The organism is Ignavibacteriales bacterium (genome assembly GCA_026390795.1).
GTDB lineage: Bacteria > Bacteroidota > Ignavibacteria > Ignavibacteriales > Melioribacteraceae > Fen-1258.
On record JAPLFG010000003.1, the window covers coordinates 1,039,433 to 1,056,436 of the forward strand.

Genomic DNA, 17,004 nt, shown 5'->3' on the forward strand with positions numbered 1-17,004 from the left:
TATCTTAATCATGATCTAATAATTGAATATACTCTCCCTCCAAAAAACAGAAAAGCAAAATCGAGAGCATGATTTTAAGTTAGTAAATTTTTTGAATCTTCGTTCCGCGGAAATAGTGAGTTAGTATCTCATCAAAACTATAACCTAGTTCGCCCATTACCGCGGCTCCGATTTGACAAAGACCAACACCGTGTCCCCATCCCGCACCGAGTAGAATAAATTTCTGCGGAATATCCTTTACAATATTCTCTCTTGTAACAATAAAAGCAGAACTGTAAAGATGGGATTGAGAAAGTGTTCTTCTTATTTCCAGTTCTTTGCCGATTGTTAGTACTTTTTTTGTGCCGAGGATTTTTAATTTTATTATACGGCTGGAATTTCCTCTAATCTCCGGAATCAAATCAATAATGTCTCCAAAATCAATTCCGCTCTTTCTTTTAATAATATCAGAAATTTCATCCTGCGTATATTCAACTTTCCAGCGGAAAAAATCATTTGTTGGAAGATCTGAATCAACAAGAATTTGCGACAGAATTTTTATATCGGATGTGTTGCAGAATGCATTGGGATTGTTTTTGATCCAGTGTTCAGCCGATTTTTCTTTCGATAGATCATTTTCCGATTTATCAAGTTGAAATTTGTAATCCAGAATTGGTGATAAGTAAGGATGTTCGATTGGTTCCCATACATTCTCGAATGCCTCGGTTACTCCCCCGCAGCATTTGGAATAACGTGTATCGCAAATTGTGTCTTCGTATGTTAATGCCAAGCCGCGCGTCTCCGCAATGGCATCTGCAGCTTTATCGCTTATTATTTTAGTAACACCCTGGTAACGCTGACAATGATCGTCCGCGCATAAATCATAGTTATCATGATCTTCCCTATCATACCAGCGTATAATTTCTTCTGCCGAAATAGATTCGTTTACCGGTTTATTATTTTTCTTTTCAAGTTGAGAGAGAAGCCAGCCTCTTGATACTACGGCGTGAGCTTTCAGGAGTTCAAATGAACTTTGCGCACTCATCTCCGATGAAATAACGCTTATAAGATATTCTTCTAGAGGTAAAATATTTACCGCGGTTAGCTGATCTTTTTCAATTATTAATTTTAACGCGCCGCGGAACCGCTGATTTTCTTTTTTCTCCCAGTGAAAATTTTTACCGATCACCACATCCCGTAGAAGAAACGATTCCGTCTCTATGTCGTTTGGCGCAAATGTTAATTCGGGTCCTGCTAGAATCTCTTTTTTCTCGTGACAGACTGCAATTCTTCCGCCTTCAAGTTTTGCCTTGAACCGTCCGCTTAATTTTTTTTCGGAATATTCGGGGATGAATTCGCCGTAAAGATCAAACCGGATTTCCTTTGAAGTAAGAATACCAACACTGATTAGGGGTTCTGTCATATCATTTTATCTAATTACTGAGCCTCAATATAACAATGGAATTTTTAAACTGCTTGCCCGTTAATAAATAGCAAGACTTTAACAACATATCTAAACTCACTTACATTTTCTTTACTTCCGTCCATTGAAAACTATTTTTCAAATATTATTGTTATCGAGTTACAATCAACAAGGTTAGAAAATGAACTACGGAGTTTTACTTTTTTATAAATATGTGACCTTTGCCGATCCGGAGAAGTTTCAAAAAGAGCATTTAAAATTTTGCATTAATCACAATATCATGGGAAGAGTTTGGATTGCCAATGAAGGAATAAACGGAACAGTATCCGGCACTGTAAAAAATATCGAGAAGTATAAATCGGAAATTGTACGATATCCAGAGTTCCAGGATATTTGGTTCAAAGAAGATCAGCATAACGAACATGCTTTCAAAAAGATTCATGTGCGCATCAAACCGGAAATTGTAACCGCGAGTTTTGGCAAAGTGGATCTTTCCAAAACCGGGAAGCGTTTGAAACCGGAAGAGTTAAATCATTTTTATGAAAGCGGAAAAGACTTTGTAATTATAGACGCACGCAACGACTATGAAAGCAATATCGGGAAATTTAAAAACGCGATCATTCCGAATACGGATACTTTTAGAGACTGGCCCAAAGCAGTAGAAGAACTAGAACAATTTAAAGACAAAACCGTAATCACTTACTGCACCGGCGGAATAAGGTGCGAGAAAGCTTCCGCTTATTTAGTCGAAAAAGGATTTAAAGACGTTTACCAGATTGACGGCGGTATCTGGAATTATATTACGAAACATCCCGATAAATACTGGGAAGGATCGGTTTTTGTTTTTGATGATCGAAGGATTGTTACACCGAACACGAAAGAAGAGATAAAACATATCGGTAAATGTTATTTCTGCGGAACGCCTACTTCATATTACATCAACTGCCACAATCAAATCTGCGACAAAATTTTATTAACCTGCGATAAATGTAAAATTGAAAATGATTACTGCTGTTCGGATGAATGCCGCCAAGCGCCGAATAGAAGAAACAGAATTCACGGGTAAAAAAGCTGACAGCGTTCAGCTGTCGGCGTTCAGCTGTCAGCTATCAGCAAATATTCGGCTGATTTATTAATCACTTGGTAATGAAATGCGGGTTCTCAATAATTCCAAGGATATTTCCAAACGGATCGGTAACAGCCGCAACTCGGATACCGCCGCCAACATCCTGAATCTCATTATTAATTTTAGCACCATGATCTATAAGGTGCGCAATTGTTTTTTCAATATTCTCTACACCCCAATACGGCACAATATTATTTCCGTTAGAAATCCCGGTAGAATCCGGATCGAGACCTAATTCAAATCCACCAACATTGAAACCTACATAATAGGTCTTATCGAAATAAGGTTGAATTCCAAGAGCTTCAGTGTACCAGGTTTTGGCTTTATCTATGTTGTCTAAATGATAGATGACTGTTCGTAAACCTAAGAACATTTTCATTCCTTTCTTAAAAATGGTTTATAGAAAAGTTAGAAAAGTGATCCAGCTTTGTCAAACAATTTGTTGAAAAGCTAACGGCGGTCAGTTCGCAGAGGTAATGATTCATTTTGAAAAAGGATTAACTCCCTTTTCATCCTTTCGGGCGATTGCGACTCAGCTCAATCAATTGTAAAATTTGTTTGAAACTAATAAGAATTTCTTCCTTTTTGCTTTATAAGCAAAGGAAGGGGAATTGCTGCGAACATTCAAAAAAATATGAAGCTTAATTGAAAAGGCAAAAATTTTTAGAGCAGATTGAGATCATTCTGTTATACGAATAAAGTGCCGGGTAAACCAAATTTTTAAATGATTCTTCTAAAATAAAAGGAGTAAAAAATGAAACCAACAAATCAGTCTGTTGCTTTCCTGTTTACAATTTGTATCTTGACCGTTATAAGTATAGTCGGCTGTTCTTCGACCGGTATAAAGCGTTCGGAAAAGGCAACTACAACTATGCAAACAATGGATGACGATATTAAGTCAGCCAGCATGCAGCTGGATGCTACTGGAGCTTCGCTTGATAATTTAACAGACCCAAGTCAATCCGATGTAAAGAAAGCCTTTAATGTGTATACCGATAATGTTTCAAAAATTGAAAAAATGGAAAAAAGGTTTACCAAACATGCCGATGAAATGCAAGCTAAGGGAAAAGACTATTTCGAGGAATGGCAAAAGGACGGCGACAAATATCAAAACGCAGAGATACAGCAGCTCAGCGAACAACGCCGAACTGAACTTAGCGAGATTTATGGAAAGATAGCCTTAAATAGTATTGGAGTGAAAGAAGCGTTCAAAGCTTATGTATCCGACGTTAAAGAAATTCAGAATTATCTTTCGAACGATTTAACTCCTAAAGGAATAGAGTCAATCGTTCCAATTTCCAAGAAAGCCGTTACTGATGGGGACAATCTTAAACTGGCAATAAAAAATATTCGTCCTTCGATTGAAAGCGCAAGAGAGGCAATGTCTCAAAGCGGTAAATAATATTTTTTCATGGCAGTCAAGGTTTATGCCTTGACTGTCTTTGTAATTTAACTAGAACTCTGTAAGAGACAATATATTTCCATCCGGATCTGTAAACCAGGCAATCTTTGCTTTGCCTGGTGAGGTCCAAATTCCGTTTTCGTCTTGATTCATTCCCTTGTACCGGTTGAACTTAATGCCGCGTTTTAACAAAGTGTTGACTTCTTTTTTAATGTCGGCAACTTGCCAGCCGAGAGTCGTATAACTGTGTGGATTTACATTATTAACTTTCTGTATACGTAACATAGTTCCATTTGCATCAAAGACCAATGCAAATTGATCGCTGCTCACAAATTTTAAACCGAGAGTTTCTTTGTAAAACTTCTTTGCCTTGGCGGAGTTGCTTGTTGCCGCAAAGCCGATAAGATTGGATTTATTAAGCATACAATTCTTTTCCTTTCCACCGCAGATTTTATTCTTTTTTAAATTCTCAGTTGTTGTCTGTAAAATTTTCGTATGAGTTGGTTCATCCTTCCCTTTATTCGATTAAAAAGAGCTTTCTTTAAAAAATCATATTATAAAGTGAGGATCGTGCTTTCGATTGAACTGCAACTTTAGTTAACGGAAGATTTTTATCAGTTGTTCATAAGACCATTTATTACCTCTCTCGAAGAAATCATAAGTCTTATCCCAATCAGGACCTGTGCCCCAGCCAATCATAGAAGAAATAACTTTTGTCTTCCCGCTTCCAAGATCAACGAGCTGTATGATTTCCTGTAGATTCATATCCTCCTTACGAACCTTTTCTGTGAATGATTCCGTGAGTATGACTTTAAGTGTGATCATTTCACCTTCAATGTAGTTGATAATTGGTAATTGAATTGTTCCGGAATCGTTGACAGTTTTGGTCCTGTCGTAATTTGTAAGGATGAGACCGCCTACTTTAAAATCGACCGAGGCAATGGGAGCTGCCCATTTTTGCCAACCTTCAGCAGTGGTAAATATTTTCCATACCTCTTGTTTTTCAGCAGGAAGAATAGATTCGATTCGTAAAACCCTCTCTCCCGTAGAAGTAATATATGAAGTATTCCTAATCTCTTGCCCAAATAGAAAGACTGGTGTTATAAACAGAAGAAATACAAAGTAGTTTGGTTTCATAATGCTCTCTCTTAAAAGGTCGCGGCTGAAAAGTATAAATACTCAACAGTTTTGTTCTTATATATGTTCAATTTTATAGTGTTAAAAACATTGGAGTGATTATTATATTTCTACCAAAAAGGGATTTTTCATTTATACTTTTGTTATAGTTCACTTTGGCTCAGGTGCAAATCCGGCTTCTCTGCTTATGCTCAATCCCTTTGTTGTTAGCTTATCAAGTTCCTCAAAAAGAGGTTCATCAATTTTCTTGAAATTAAAACACGATTTGCCCTGCATGCGTGCTCTTAAGTTCTTCGAGATACCTTCGCGCAGATTTGGGAACATGTATACCGGCATAAAATGATAACTCACATAGTTTTTTCCGATTTTCACCCAGCCAACCGGTAAGCGCTTACCAAGTTTCGGACTGAATTCTATATCAAGACAATAATAATTTGGTCTATCGGCACTCACATTCAGAACATTGGAATGCTTGTGAAGAATTTCCCGCAATTTATAAAAGACCGGTTCAAACTCTTGTTGTTTCATAATTCTACCTTCCACTTTATTAAGAAAGTTATAAAAGAGATTTACTTTCTTCCTTACCTCTCAACAGTTGCCAGTGTAGTTACCTTTCCATCAAGTCCAACTTTCCGAACCCTCGGGACCCATGCTCTGCGAACTTCGGTTTGAGATGGCGGAACATCGCGCCATTCTAGTACATAAACTTCTCCTTCAAACAAAGCAACACCAGTCGGCGACCATTGGCTTGGTGATTGAAGAATTGTAGATACTTCACCCTTAGAAGTGATTCTTAAAACCCGTCGGCTACCTGTAGCTGCAACGTACATAATACCTTGTGCATCAATAGCCAATCCCCGGCACAAAGCAGTTGGTGTTTCCGGAGGAGGGTTATTAGTACTTTCTTTATTAACTACAATGTTTGCAAAGACTGAGACTCTTCCATCCATTGTAATTTTTCTGATTACGCTGAAATCAGATCGGCTGGCATCTGTTACATAGAGTGAACCGTCAGGAGCGGAAACAATGCCTGAGATATCCTTAAACATATCACCGCGAGCGAGTACCAATTCTTTTCCATCAGAATTTCTCATTACAATCTGCGACGAGCCAGCGCGAGTATCGGCATAATAGAGTTTTCCATCATTATTAATTGTAAGAGGGAAATCAGAACACATAATGAGGACAGGTATTGAGTCTTGCGCTGTAACTCTTTCAAACCATCCTCCAAAGCTCTTCTCAGATTTTGCGAAATACCCGGCTTCATCTATAGCCAGCCAATGAAATCTGGATGATGGTAAGTAGGTGAGTTTACCTTGTTTATCTATTTTCCAGACACCCTGACCCGTATCCGTAAAAAAAATCTCCCCATTTTTGTTTATTACAATACCAGAACCTGGGTGTGCCGATGCGATTGTTGCAAATAAGAAGAATATTAGCAAGTTGATTGAAATTTTTATAAAAAAAGATGCACGCATTTTATGATTTTCGAATAATCTTTAGGGTAAAACAAACCGGCAGGAATTAAAGTTCAGCGATTTGAATAGAGCAAATTAAGATGAGGCAGAGGCAAAACAATAACACATAATGTTTGCATATATATATGCTATTGAGCATCGTGCATATTGTGTTAGAACGATTAAATATATTGCCGGTGCAGCTAGAAGCAGATAGATCCAGCCATAAGATTGTAAGAACACAACGTGGTTTTTCCGTATTAAGAAAATAATAATCAACAATATGTTGTTCGCAAGTCCGAGTAAAAAGAAATATCCGTCTACCATCTTAGAGATCTCCTTAATTACAATATATTATGCATTTTCATAATTAAGAGAGCAGCGAAATAACCGATACAGACACTGACCAGACTAGCAAGAAGATCAAGCCAATCGAAAGTGTAGTAAATGTATGATAGAATTCCCGTCCGTGGAAAAAGCTGTAAGAATTCAAGACCGAATGCAACAATTGCTACGATTAATGTAACTTGCGGGAGTGTTAGACGTGATAATTTTCCGGAACCCGATAAAACGAGAAACAATAATCCAACGGGTCCCAAAAAACTTGGTATAATATTGAACAACGTTGTGTTTGAAGTGGATTCACTCACAAACCGTATCGCCTTCACCGGGATTATGAGAAGTAAACTAATCAGTCCGATCCAGCCAAATAATCGTTTGGTCTTATGCATGTTGTTGCCGAGAGCATTCATACATCAACTCCAAAACGAAATCAGCAAAAGCGAATGAGGAATAAGACTTGGTTTAACTAGTTGTTGTTGTTTCCGTCGGTTCATCCTCCCAAATGACTGAACTTATTTTCCAGCCATAAGTTGTTTTAACAAACTGAAATAATTTGTTCCCTTTTTGATCAAATAATTTTCCATCCAGAATGCCGCATTTTCGATATTCCGAATATCTCTGAGCAATGTTGTTAATTATTTTAGTTTCTCCAGACTTTTCAGTTTCTTCGAATTCTCTGAGTGTTCCGTCGGAAAGTATTTTTTTCCTCGGTTCAATAAATGATTCTAGATTATAAACTATCTCTTTCATTCCGGTCTTACATGTAATTATTATTTCTGGAATACAAAGACTGTTAAATAAATTCCAATCCGGTTTATTATTGTTTTTGTTTGTAAAAATTCCAAAAAAAGATTTTGTAATATCATCGATTGAAACTTTGTCCGTTGAGGCGGAATAGAGATGTAATTTTTCTCCCTCTGCTACAATCTCTTTGCTAAATTCCAATCCGAGTTTTTTAAGTAATTTAATCGAGCTGACATTTTCAGCAATCGTGGTTGCAAGAATATAAGGCTCTTGAGAATTTTTAATTACATTCATCAGTACTGTTTTAGCAGCTTCGTAAGCATAGCCCATGTTTGTAAACTCCGGAAGGAATGCGAATCCGATATCGTGCCACTCCAGATAATCGCGTTTGATGAAAGTGATTATCCCGATTTTAGTCTTGCTCGCTTTCAGTTCAACTACCCAATATATTTTATCACTGCTGTCAATAATTTTTTGAATATGGAGAGCCGCTTCTTCTTCTGAATTTACATTTCGGTTACCAATGAACTCAATCCACCCGGGGCTATTAAGGAGTTGGATAACAAATTTTGTATCACTGGTGGTAAGTTCTCTAAGAGATAACCTTTCTGTTTCTAAAACATTACCCATGATTCATCTTTATTTTAGTTCTATAATTTATTCGAGGAAGAGTCATCGAATTAGACAAAACTTTTATTCTCGCTCTCTTCATTAGGAAACAGAAACACCAATAAGCTTACCAATACCAAAAGTTATTGATGCCGCCGCTAAGCCGAAAAACACTTGTCTCAATCCACTGAACCAAACATTTTTCCCGGTAAACAATGTTATGGCTGCGCCAATCAAAAAAAGTCCAACTGCACTTAATGAAACGCTTATTACTATTGCCTGCATTCCGTTTGTAAACATAAACGGTAGTACAGGAATAACAGCTCCGACCGAGAATAATATAAACGAATAAATAGCTGCCTCAACCGCAGAACCCTTTAGTTCTTCGGCATTAATTCCTAATTCTTCTCTAACTAATATTTCATGCGCATGACTTGTGTCTTTAATTATCTCGGCTGCCATTTGATATGCTTGATCTTCCGGAATTCCCTTTGCCATATAGATTAATGCCAATTCTTTCATTTCACCTTCGGGATTTGTTTCCAGTTCTTCCATTTCAATCTGCATCTGGTTTTCGTAAAGTTCCTGCGAACTCTTCACCGAAATCCATTCTCCCAAAGACATTGATAATGCCCCGGCTAATAAACCGGCAAGTCCGGCTAATAAAACTCCTTGCTGTCCTGCAGTTGCCCCGGCTATTCCCATTACCAAACTAAAATTGGAGACTAAACCGTCATTTCCTCCTAAGACTGCCGCTCTAATTGCATTTCCTCCAACTGAACGGTGTCTGCTTTCAAATTTTGAAAGTTGTGTTCCCGTTACCTTTTCTTCTTTTTCAAGGATTGACCGGAGTATTTTTACATGGTTTGTTTCTGTACCAGTTATTTCTTGATTCATATTTTTCTTTGTTGTGATGATGGCATTCGAAATGCTTTTTTCGGTATCCATCAAAACACCCAACACATAATCATACCCGAATATTTTACCAATCGTATCGAAAGTTTTTGCTCTCCAGGATGGCTGAATTAAATTTTCAAGACTTATATTTTCTTTTTTTGCGAAAGCTTCGGCATGACCTTTTTCAATACCGCTCATTTGTCTGAACACGTTTGCGATTGTCGGATCCGCCTCATGCTCGGCAAGTTTTTGGTATAGAAAACAAGCGTCAATTTCCGTCTGAATATTTTTATTTTTCATTTGGATGCCTTAAAAACTGAAAGTCATTAGCAATTAGCTGTTAGCTGTTAGCTGTTAGCTAAAAATCTATTTTATTATTTCTATTTCATAAACCAGAGTTGTGTTTGGTGAAATTACAAACCTTTTTTTGCCAGGAATTGATTTACCGTAAAATCCATTTGATCCGTAAGCAATAGAAGACGGTACAATTACGGTTCGTACTTCGCCCTGCTTCATATCTGCTAATGCTTCATCAAGACCGGGATTAATTTTTGTTTTACCAATTGTGTATTCAAAAACTTCGGAAGTCTCAATTGCATCCGGTTTACCGTCAATACTTGTGCTGACGAATTCACGCCCATTCAATAAAAATTTTCCTGTGTATTTAACAGTTAGAATAGATCCGTTCTGCGGTTTATTTCCGGTACCTTCTTTTTTAATAATATATTTTATTCCACCAGGAGTTTCTACCGCATTGGGAAAATCGCTCTTTATCTTTTCGGATTCATCGTTACTTCTTTTTTCATCATCGGCTTTTACTTTTAGTTTTGCTTCTTCAACCATTTTTTTAAATGATTCATCGGTAACTTTAAAATTATTCGCATCCTCGCCGATTCGTGTTATGCTCAAACTTTTAATTGTATCGCCCTGAACAATTTTATTTACAACATCCATTCCATCAGCAACAGAGCCGAATAAAGTATAATTGCCGTCAAGATAAGATCGGTCACCTAGTGTAATATAAAATTGACTTCCATTTGTATTCGGTCCCGCATTTGCCATTCCCAGCATCCCAGCTCTCCCGTGATTCAACCCTGTATAAATTTCATTAGGAAATTCATAACCCGGACCTTCCAAAGTATCTTTACTTACAGGCATTCCGGCTTGGATAACATGCCCGGGCACAACACGGTGCCAGAGACTTCCGTTAAAGTAAGGCTTGCCCTCAGCAATTGCGGTATTTTTAATCTTGCCTTCTGCAAGTCCCACGAAATTAGCGACTGTCATCGGAACATTTTTATAATCTAAGTTGAGAGTTATTCTTCCTTTATTAGTATTAAGATCTGCATAAATTCCATCTGGTAAAAAAGCGCCTTCTCTCGGAAGAAGATGATCTAAGTTTGCAATTCCATATGCCATTAGAGCAATTTTAATTGCGGCGTCTTCTTCTGCATCCGGTATTATTTCATCGTATGTATCTGCCGGAGTGTGCCATGTCTTTCCATAAGCTTGAGGACCTTGAGAGCGAAGTCCCGGTGTTGGCACTCCTTCCATCAAGAAGGAAAAGCTATCCGTTCCGCCCCGTCCGGCTTTTCTGAATGGACTACTCTCTGAAAAAGCTAAGGGATACTTTAGATTCGCGCTTTCAATTGTTGAAATAATATTTTTGAAATCATTTGCCATTACTTTAGGCACCGAGATTCCAACTATCGGATTGGTTCCAAAATCTTTGTTAATCATTGCGGAAATTTTTCCAAGAAGATCTTTGTTTTTATTCACCCACGATTTTGATCCTACTAACCCGCGTTCTTCATTAGCAAATAAAATAAGAATGATTGTTCTTTTCGGTTTAGCTCCCGCTTTCATCAGCATCCGAACAGCTTCCATCATTGGGCTAACACCAGAAGCATTATCAACTGCACCGGTCGCAACATCATAAGAATCAAGATGTGCACCGAGCACAACATATTCATCGGAAATATCTTCGCCGGGAATTGTTGCGACCACATTATGATATTTTATTGGTCCCGGTTTGAAAAAATTCCGGACGTCAAATTCAAGAATTACTTCTTCATTCTTTTCAACCATCGCCTTTATTTCGTTGAATTGTGTATTTACTAATTTAATGTCGCAGAGAGTTGGAAGATTGTCCCATGAATTAACACAGCGCGAATCCAAACACCGGATCGGTACTTTAGTTAATTGAATTGTCCCTAATGCACCAACAGCGTTTAATTTTTTTGTAAGCGAAACAACGGAATCACGGTCGCGCGGCCATCCGGTATTTTCTCCTTCAATTAAAACCCATGCGCCTTTCATTTTACTTTTCATCGAATCGAATTGCACATCTGTCTTTGGCATAATAACCACATGCCCGCGTTGAACTCCTTTTGTTCCTGCCGTATAAGAAGGCGTAACGAATTCCAAATTTTTCATTTCCGGTTTAATCATTTTACCAAACCAAGGACCACGGTTAAATCCAACCGGAAACTCGCCAACTTCATCCAGCTTAACTTCTAATCCCCAGCTTTTTAATTCACTCATTACCCAATTGCAAGCAGTCTGGTAAGCGTCGGATCCGGTAATTCTTCCTCCGATTCTGTTGCAAAGAATATCCTGATGACGCATCGTTTGGTTGTCTGATTTTCCTATCTCAATAATTTTTTGAACAACGGGATCTTGTTGTGAGGAGACAACTGTGGTCAAAACAAATAAAATGAAAAATAAACTTTGGAATAAACGTTTCATAAAAGGGCTCTAGTTTAATTATCAATGGTGGAATGCAAATTAAGAAAAAATGTCTTTCACAAAAAATTAAATAATCCGAAAGCCTGGACTAAATTCAAATACCTCTTTTCATTTTCAACAGGTTAAGGAGAATAAAAATTGTAAAGCAAAAATATTTTTATGGAAGTTGGCTAATCGATCAATTAAATTTACGTTTGTTGAATGAGTGATTATCCCTTTACGGATAACTTGATTCTACTTGGGGGATAATACAAGAAAGATAATTATGTAATTACTAGTTGCTAAAACAACACATTACATATAAATGCAAAAGAAAATTATTTTTCTATGCGCCGGCTTTCTTGCAATATGCACATCATATAAGATACAAGCCCAGTCCGGGACGGCACTTACATTTAGCGAGATCATGTTTTACCCGAGTGAGACCAACGGCGAGTTTGTCGAAATTTATAATACATCTACTACTGAAACGGTGGATCTTGCCAACTACAAATTCAAATACTCTACATCGTCAAATAATAATATTGTGTCATTCATCGGCGGCACCTTATTGGGTCCCGGTAAATTCGCAGTCATTCTGCAGGGGAATTATGACTACAATAACGGAATTTATAAAACAATAATTCCCACCGGAGTAATTGTTCTTAAGATAAGCACAAATAATTTTGGCTCCTCGGGAATGGCAAATACAACAAACCGGGATGTATCTCTCATAAATTCTTCCGGTCAAATAGTTGATACTTATACGTACTCTGCAAATAACACAACAGGTCTTTCCGATGAGAAAGTACTTCTTGGTAAAGACAATTCTATTTCAAACTGGAAAAATTCGATCAGACTTCATGGAACACCGGGAAATAAAAACTCTGTATCGCAGCCAGATTATGATTTACAATTAACATTTTCGGGAATAACCCCGGAAGCGCCAACAGCAGAAGACTCGGTAAAAATAACAATGCTTTTAAAAAATTTAGGAAAATTAACCGCTGCTAATTTTTCCGTAACCATTTTTAATGATGCCAACAATGATTCCGTCAGTCAACCGGAAGAATTGATATTAAGTAAAAATTACTCCTCTCTCGCAAATGGCGACTCTCTCATTATTCAAAAAACAATTTTCGCAGATACAGCCGGGAATTATCATTTCATTGGCACTGTAAATTTTGCCCAAGATGAAAATGCAACAAATAATAATTTGTTTATCAAATTCACAGTAACAGAAAGACCGGCAACTAAGAATGAAATAGTTATTAATGAAGTTATGTACGCGCCTGCAAGCGGTGAACCGGAATGGATCGAATTGTATAATAAATCGAATAGAGTTTTTAATCTTAAGAATTGGAAGATCGGCGATAACACTTCCCTCTCTACAATTTCAACAATTGATTTTGTCTTGAATCCAGGAGAATATTTGGTAATCAGTAACAATGTTTCGATTTCAGATTACTATGAGATTCCATCAAAATTTATAATAAAATCACTTCCTACTCTTAGCAACACCGGGGACGATGTCATTTTAAAAAGTAATTATGGGAAAACAATTGATTCACTTAAGTATTCATCCGCTTGGGGCGGAAGCACCGGAAGTAAATCATTGGAAAGAGTAAATGCCGATGATTCATCAATTGATTCCACAAACTGGAAAACATGCAAAAGTAAATTTAGAGCTACCCCGGGGAAAATAAATTCTGTTGTTCCAAAAATTTTCGATTTGTCTATTATAAATTTTTCATCTTCTTCAAGATATGCTGAAGTAGGGAGAAGTTTTACATCAAAAATCATAGTAGAAAATTTAGGAAGCGGCTCCGTTCAAAACTATTCCTTAAGACTTTATTATGACAGTAATCTGGACTCACTTGAGCAAGCCAATGAACTTGTTAGTGAAAAGAGCGGGACAATTATTGCCGCAGGTGATTCGGTTGAATTCCAATTTACAATTACGAATTATATTCAGGGGATAAATCAATTCATAGCTAAAATTGAATTTGCACAGGATGAATATTTTGAAAATAACACCGCTACATTCAAAATAAACGGTGTTTTTATTAATGAACAAAAAGGCGACCTGGTTGTGAACGAGATTATGTACGGACCCGCTTCCCCGGAACAAGAGTGGATCGAAATTTACAATTCAAGCACGAAACAAATTAATTTATGCGGTTATAAAATTGCAAATCATTCAGATACAGCCAAAGTCATTAGCGGTAATATTGTTCTCCAGCCAGATGAATATTTAGCTATTGCGAGGGACACATTGAGTTTTTCAAAGTATCCTAAGATTCCAACGTTATTAATTGCATCTTTTCCGTCGTTGAATAATACAATAGATAAATTGATTCTTCTCGATTCTCTGAACCGTGTTATAGATTCGTTTGAGTATAAGTCGAATTGGGGAGGCAATTCTGGCAAGTCTTTGGAAAGGATAAATGCGGCAGTCTCTTCAACCGATTCTACTAATTGGAAAACGACGGAGAGTCTGAATGGGGCAACTCCCGGTTTTGTGAATTCTGTCTCGAAGAAAAATTATGATCTGGCAATAACTGATTTTTCATCCGTTCCGCTCAGTCCGATTGCGGGTGAAAAAGTATTAATGAAAATTGATATTCAAAACGCTGGCAAGCGCATCTTAACATTTAAAATTATTTTAAGTGAAATCAAACCAGATGGAAATAAAATTCAAGTTGAGGAATTTATACCATCAACTGAGTCAAACATTAATCCAGGCGATAAAATTAGCGTAACTTTTAATTATAAAATAGAACACCTTATAGACAAAAGAACTTTCGAAGCGATAATTATCTGTGCCGGTGATGAGGATTTAAATAATAACATTTATTCTTTATGTATTTCGCCAGGCTATACCTTCCATTCAGTCCTTCTAAACGAAATCATGTACAATCCGGTTAACGGTGAGCCTGAATGGATAGAACTCTATAACAATTTGGAATTCGACGTTGATCTTGCGAACTGGTCAATCACTGATCTTTTAACAAACCCATTAAAAACAAAAATTGAGTCAAATGATTACATCTTTCCAGCAAAAACATTTTTAGTGATCGCAAAAGATTCGAGTATTGTAAATTTTCACCGCGTAATTTCCTCAAAGATTATGGTCTCATCATTTGCTAATCTAAACAATGATGCCGACGGACTTATTATCAAGGATTACCGCGGTGTTGCAATTGATTCAATGAAGTATGAAATATCTTGGGGCGGAATAAATGGAAAATCACTTGAGCGCAAAGCAATTTCTGCTTCTTCTTTAGATAAAAATAATTGGGGTTCTTCAAAAGATCTGGAACTCAGCACACCGGGAAGAATAAATAGTATTACATCAAAAAAAATTGATCTATTCATCAAAGCAATCTTTTCTCAAACACCATACCCGGCTTATAATGAAGAAATAGATCTTGCCGCAAAAGTTATAAACAGCGGGACAAATACGTCCGGCAATTTCATTGTTCACTTTTTTCTTCTTTCAAATAACCAATGGAATTACTTTAGCGGCGGCAGCGGTAAAAATATTCCGGCTAACGATTCAGCTATTGTCATTTCAAATGCAAAATTACAGTTGAACGAGACAAAAACTGTTATGTGCAAAATTTTATTTTCCGAAGATGAGGATACACTCAACAATACTTTTGTGGCTGATGTTATTCCCGGGTTAAAACGGAATACTATTCTTATCAACGAAATTATGTTCGATCCGGCAACGGGCGAATCGGAATGGATCGAAATTGTGAACGCGTCGACAGATCCGGTAAATTTGAATAACTGGCAGATAAGCGATCTGCTTCCCTCTCCTACAAAATCAATAATCACAACAAAAGATGTTTTATTAAATCCGGGCGAGTTTGCTATTATCGCATATGATTCTCTGCGTTATCATTATTTTCCACCGAAGAAATTTTTCCAGGCTAAGTTCGGTTCGTTAAGTTCGATGGATGGATTATTAATATATGATTTTCGCGGAGCGGTAATTGATAGTGTGAAATACAATTCGGCTTGGGGATGCGATAAAGGTTTTTCGCTCGAAAGAATTTCAATAAATAAACCCACAGCCGATTCTACAAATTGGTGTTCATCAATAAGTTTAAATTGCGCATCACCCGGAATTAGAAATTCGGTTATCAATCTGCCGAAATATTGTTCCGGTTCAATGATGATCAATGAGATTATGTTCGATCCGGCTGCCGGAAATTCGGAATACCTTGAATTTTATAATACGTCGGGAGATTCCGTTCAACTTGCCGGCTTGCAAGTAAAAATTGGCATTACGGATAAATACAAATTAAAAAAAATACATTTAATGCTTCCTCCAAAAAAATATTTCGTACTGGCGTCAGATTCATCGGTTTATAATAATTACTCCTGGTTAAAAACAGAATCCTATTCAAACATTACTGGGAGTTCTTCTTTGAGTTTATTGAATGATGCTTCAATGATTGTGCTGAAAGATTTCTACGGTACAACATTAGATTCGCTAACATATTCATCGGGCTGGCATAGTAAAAATGTCATAACAACAAAAAACAGATCTTTAGAAAAATTAAATCCTGAATTCAATTCTGATATCCGTTCAAATTGGAATACTTCGGTCGGTGAATTCGGCGCTACACCCGGTAAAGAGAATTCTATTTTCTCACAAAATTTAGTAAGCGAGTCGAAAGCAACAATAAGCCCAAATCCGTTTTCTCCCGACGGCGACGGATTTGAAGATTACACAATAATTAATTTTGATTTAACTAAACCGCTCTCACAGGTCAGGATAAGAGTATTTGACAGCAGCGGTAGATTGGTCCGAACATTAGTAGAGAACCGTCTTTCTTCATCAAAAAATTCTCTTGTGTTTGACGGGCTTGATGATAATAATAGACCTTTACGGATAGGGATTTACATCTTGCTTATCGAAACAGTGGCAGAAGGTTCCGGTAATGTTGAAGTTATTAAAATGCCGATTGTCGTCGCGAGAAAATTATAAATTATACGGGTTGTGTGAATTTGAAAATATAGTTTCAATGACTAACCCCGCGATTAATCGCGGGGTTAGAAACACAAAGCACAATGTTAGAACCGTTTTAACTGTTTACATTTTAATTCTCAGAACGGGTTAATCATTAAAAAAAATAATCTTTTACAA

13 protein-coding genes are annotated in these 17,004 nt (G+C 37.0%); 3 read left to right on the plus strand and 10 right to left on the minus strand.

What is annotated here, in order from left to right:
- Nucleotides 1–79: 79 nt before the first annotated feature.
- Nucleotides 80–1,402, minus strand: a complete 1,323-nt coding sequence (locus tag NTX65_08215; GenBank protein MCX6169309.1) for a SpoIID/LytB domain-containing protein — start codon at nt 1,400–1,402, stop codon at nt 80–82.
- A 181-nt stretch (nt 1,403–1,583) separates the two neighbouring features.
- Here NTX65_08215 and NTX65_08220 point away from each other — a divergent pair, with 181 nt between their 5' ends.
- A complete protein-coding gene (locus NTX65_08220) occupies nt 1,584–2,468 on the plus strand; it encodes a rhodanese-related sulfurtransferase (GenBank protein MCX6169310.1) in 885 nt (294 codons plus the stop codon).
- A gap of 70 nt (nt 2,469–2,538) precedes the next feature.
- On the opposite strand, the gene NTX65_08225 is transcribed toward NTX65_08220, so the two are convergent.
- Nucleotides 2,539–2,907 carry a hypothetical protein gene (locus NTX65_08225; protein MCX6169311.1) on the minus strand — a complete coding sequence of 123 codons (369 nt, stop codon included), beginning with the start codon at nt 2,905–2,907 and terminating at the stop codon, nt 2,539–2,541.
- A 375-nt stretch (nt 2,908–3,282) separates the two neighbouring features.
- On the opposite strand from NTX65_08225, the gene NTX65_08230 reads away from it, so the two are divergent.
- Nucleotides 3,283–3,930 (plus strand): DUF2959 family protein, encoded by a 648-nt coding sequence (locus NTX65_08230; protein ID MCX6169312.1) that lies wholly within the window; start codon nt 3,283–3,285, stop codon nt 3,928–3,930.
- 51 nt (nt 3,931–3,981) lie between these two features.
- Here NTX65_08230 and NTX65_08235 read toward each other — a convergent pair whose 3' ends face one another.
- The 8 genes from NTX65_08235 to NTX65_08270 form a co-directional block, all read right to left on the minus strand.
- A complete protein-coding gene (locus NTX65_08235) occupies nt 3,982–4,353 on the minus strand; it encodes a VOC family protein (GenBank protein ID MCX6169313.1) in 372 nt (123 codons plus the stop codon).
- Between the two features lie 174 nt (nt 4,354–4,527).
- A complete protein-coding gene (locus tag NTX65_08240) occupies nt 4,528–5,067 on the minus strand; it encodes an SRPBCC domain-containing protein (GenBank protein ID MCX6169314.1) in 540 nt (179 codons plus the stop codon).
- Between the two features lie 150 nt (nt 5,068–5,217).
- On the minus strand, nt 5,218–5,595 hold the full coding sequence (locus tag NTX65_08245) for a hypothetical protein (GenBank protein MCX6169315.1): 378 nt from the start codon (nt 5,593–5,595) through the stop codon (nt 5,218–5,220).
- Nucleotides 5,596–5,648: 53 nt separating this feature from the next.
- The gene (locus NTX65_08250; protein MCX6169316.1) at nt 5,649–6,545 is read right to left on the minus strand and encodes a hypothetical protein; all 897 of its coding nucleotides are present in this window, start codon (nt 6,543–6,545) and stop codon (nt 5,649–5,651) included.
- A gap of 323 nt (nt 6,546–6,868) precedes the next feature.
- Nucleotides 6,869–7,276 carry a hypothetical protein gene (locus NTX65_08255; GenBank protein ID MCX6169317.1) on the minus strand — a complete coding sequence of 136 codons (408 nt, stop codon included), beginning with the start codon at nt 7,274–7,276 and terminating at the stop codon, nt 6,869–6,871.
- Between the two features lie 52 nt (nt 7,277–7,328).
- The gene (locus NTX65_08260) at nt 7,329–8,240 is read right to left on the minus strand and encodes a GNAT family N-acetyltransferase (GenBank protein ID MCX6169318.1); all 912 of its coding nucleotides are present in this window, start codon (nt 8,238–8,240) and stop codon (nt 7,329–7,331) included.
- Nucleotides 8,241–8,321: 81 nt separating this feature from the next.
- Nucleotides 8,322–9,416: a VIT1/CCC1 transporter family protein gene (locus NTX65_08265; GenBank protein ID MCX6169319.1), complete on the minus strand. Its 1,095-nt coding sequence runs from the start codon at nt 9,414–9,416 to the stop codon at nt 8,322–8,324.
- A gap of 66 nt (nt 9,417–9,482) precedes the next feature.
- A complete protein-coding gene (locus tag NTX65_08270) occupies nt 9,483–11,864 on the minus strand; it encodes a M20/M25/M40 family metallo-hydrolase (GenBank protein MCX6169320.1) in 2,382 nt (793 codons plus the stop codon).
- A 304-nt stretch (nt 11,865–12,168) separates the two neighbouring features.
- Between NTX65_08270 and NTX65_08275 the strand changes: the two genes are divergently transcribed.
- Nucleotides 12,169–16,845: a lamin tail domain-containing protein gene (locus NTX65_08275; protein MCX6169321.1), complete on the plus strand. Its 4,677-nt coding sequence runs from the start codon at nt 12,169–12,171 to the stop codon at nt 16,843–16,845.
- Nucleotides 16,846–17,004: the final 159 nt, after the last annotated feature.

Bases quoted from the DNA above. Each gene is read 5' to 3' on its own strand.
- NTX65_08215 (MCX6169309.1), bottom strand. From the start codon at position 1,402: ATGACAGAACCCCTAATCAGTGTTGGTATTCTTACTTCAAAGGAAATC.
- NTX65_08220 (MCX6169310.1), top strand. From the start codon at position 1,584: ATGAACTACGGAGTTTTACTTTTTTATAAATATGTGACCTTTGCCGAT.
- NTX65_08225 (MCX6169311.1), bottom strand. From the start codon at position 2,907: ATGAAAATGTTCTTAGGTTTACGAACAGTCATCTATCATTTAGACAAC.
- NTX65_08230 (MCX6169312.1), top strand. From the start codon at position 3,283: ATGAAACCAACAAATCAGTCTGTTGCTTTCCTGTTTACAATTTGTATC.
- NTX65_08235 (MCX6169313.1), bottom strand. From the start codon at position 4,353: ATGCTTAATAAATCCAATCTTATCGGCTTTGCGGCAACAAGCAACTCC.
- NTX65_08240 (MCX6169314.1), bottom strand. From the start codon at position 5,067: ATGAAACCAAACTACTTTGTATTTCTTCTGTTTATAACACCAGTCTTT.
- NTX65_08245 (MCX6169315.1), bottom strand. From the start codon at position 5,595: ATGAAACAACAAGAGTTTGAACCGGTCTTTTATAAATTGCGGGAAATT.
- NTX65_08250 (MCX6169316.1), bottom strand. From the start codon at position 6,545: ATGCGTGCATCTTTTTTTATAAAAATTTCAATCAACTTGCTAATATTC.
- NTX65_08255 (MCX6169317.1), bottom strand. From the start codon at position 7,276: ATGAATGCTCTCGGCAACAACATGCATAAGACCAAACGATTATTTGGC.
- NTX65_08260 (MCX6169318.1), bottom strand. From the start codon at position 8,240: ATGGGTAATGTTTTAGAAACAGAAAGGTTATCTCTTAGAGAACTTACC.
- NTX65_08265 (MCX6169319.1), bottom strand. From the start codon at position 9,416: ATGAAAAATAAAAATATTCAGACGGAAATTGACGCTTGTTTTCTATAC.
- NTX65_08270 (MCX6169320.1), bottom strand. From the start codon at position 11,864: ATGAAACGTTTATTCCAAAGTTTATTTTTCATTTTATTTGTTTTGACC.
- NTX65_08275 (MCX6169321.1), top strand. From the start codon at position 12,169: ATGCAAAAGAAAATTATTTTTCTATGCGCCGGCTTTCTTGCAATATGC.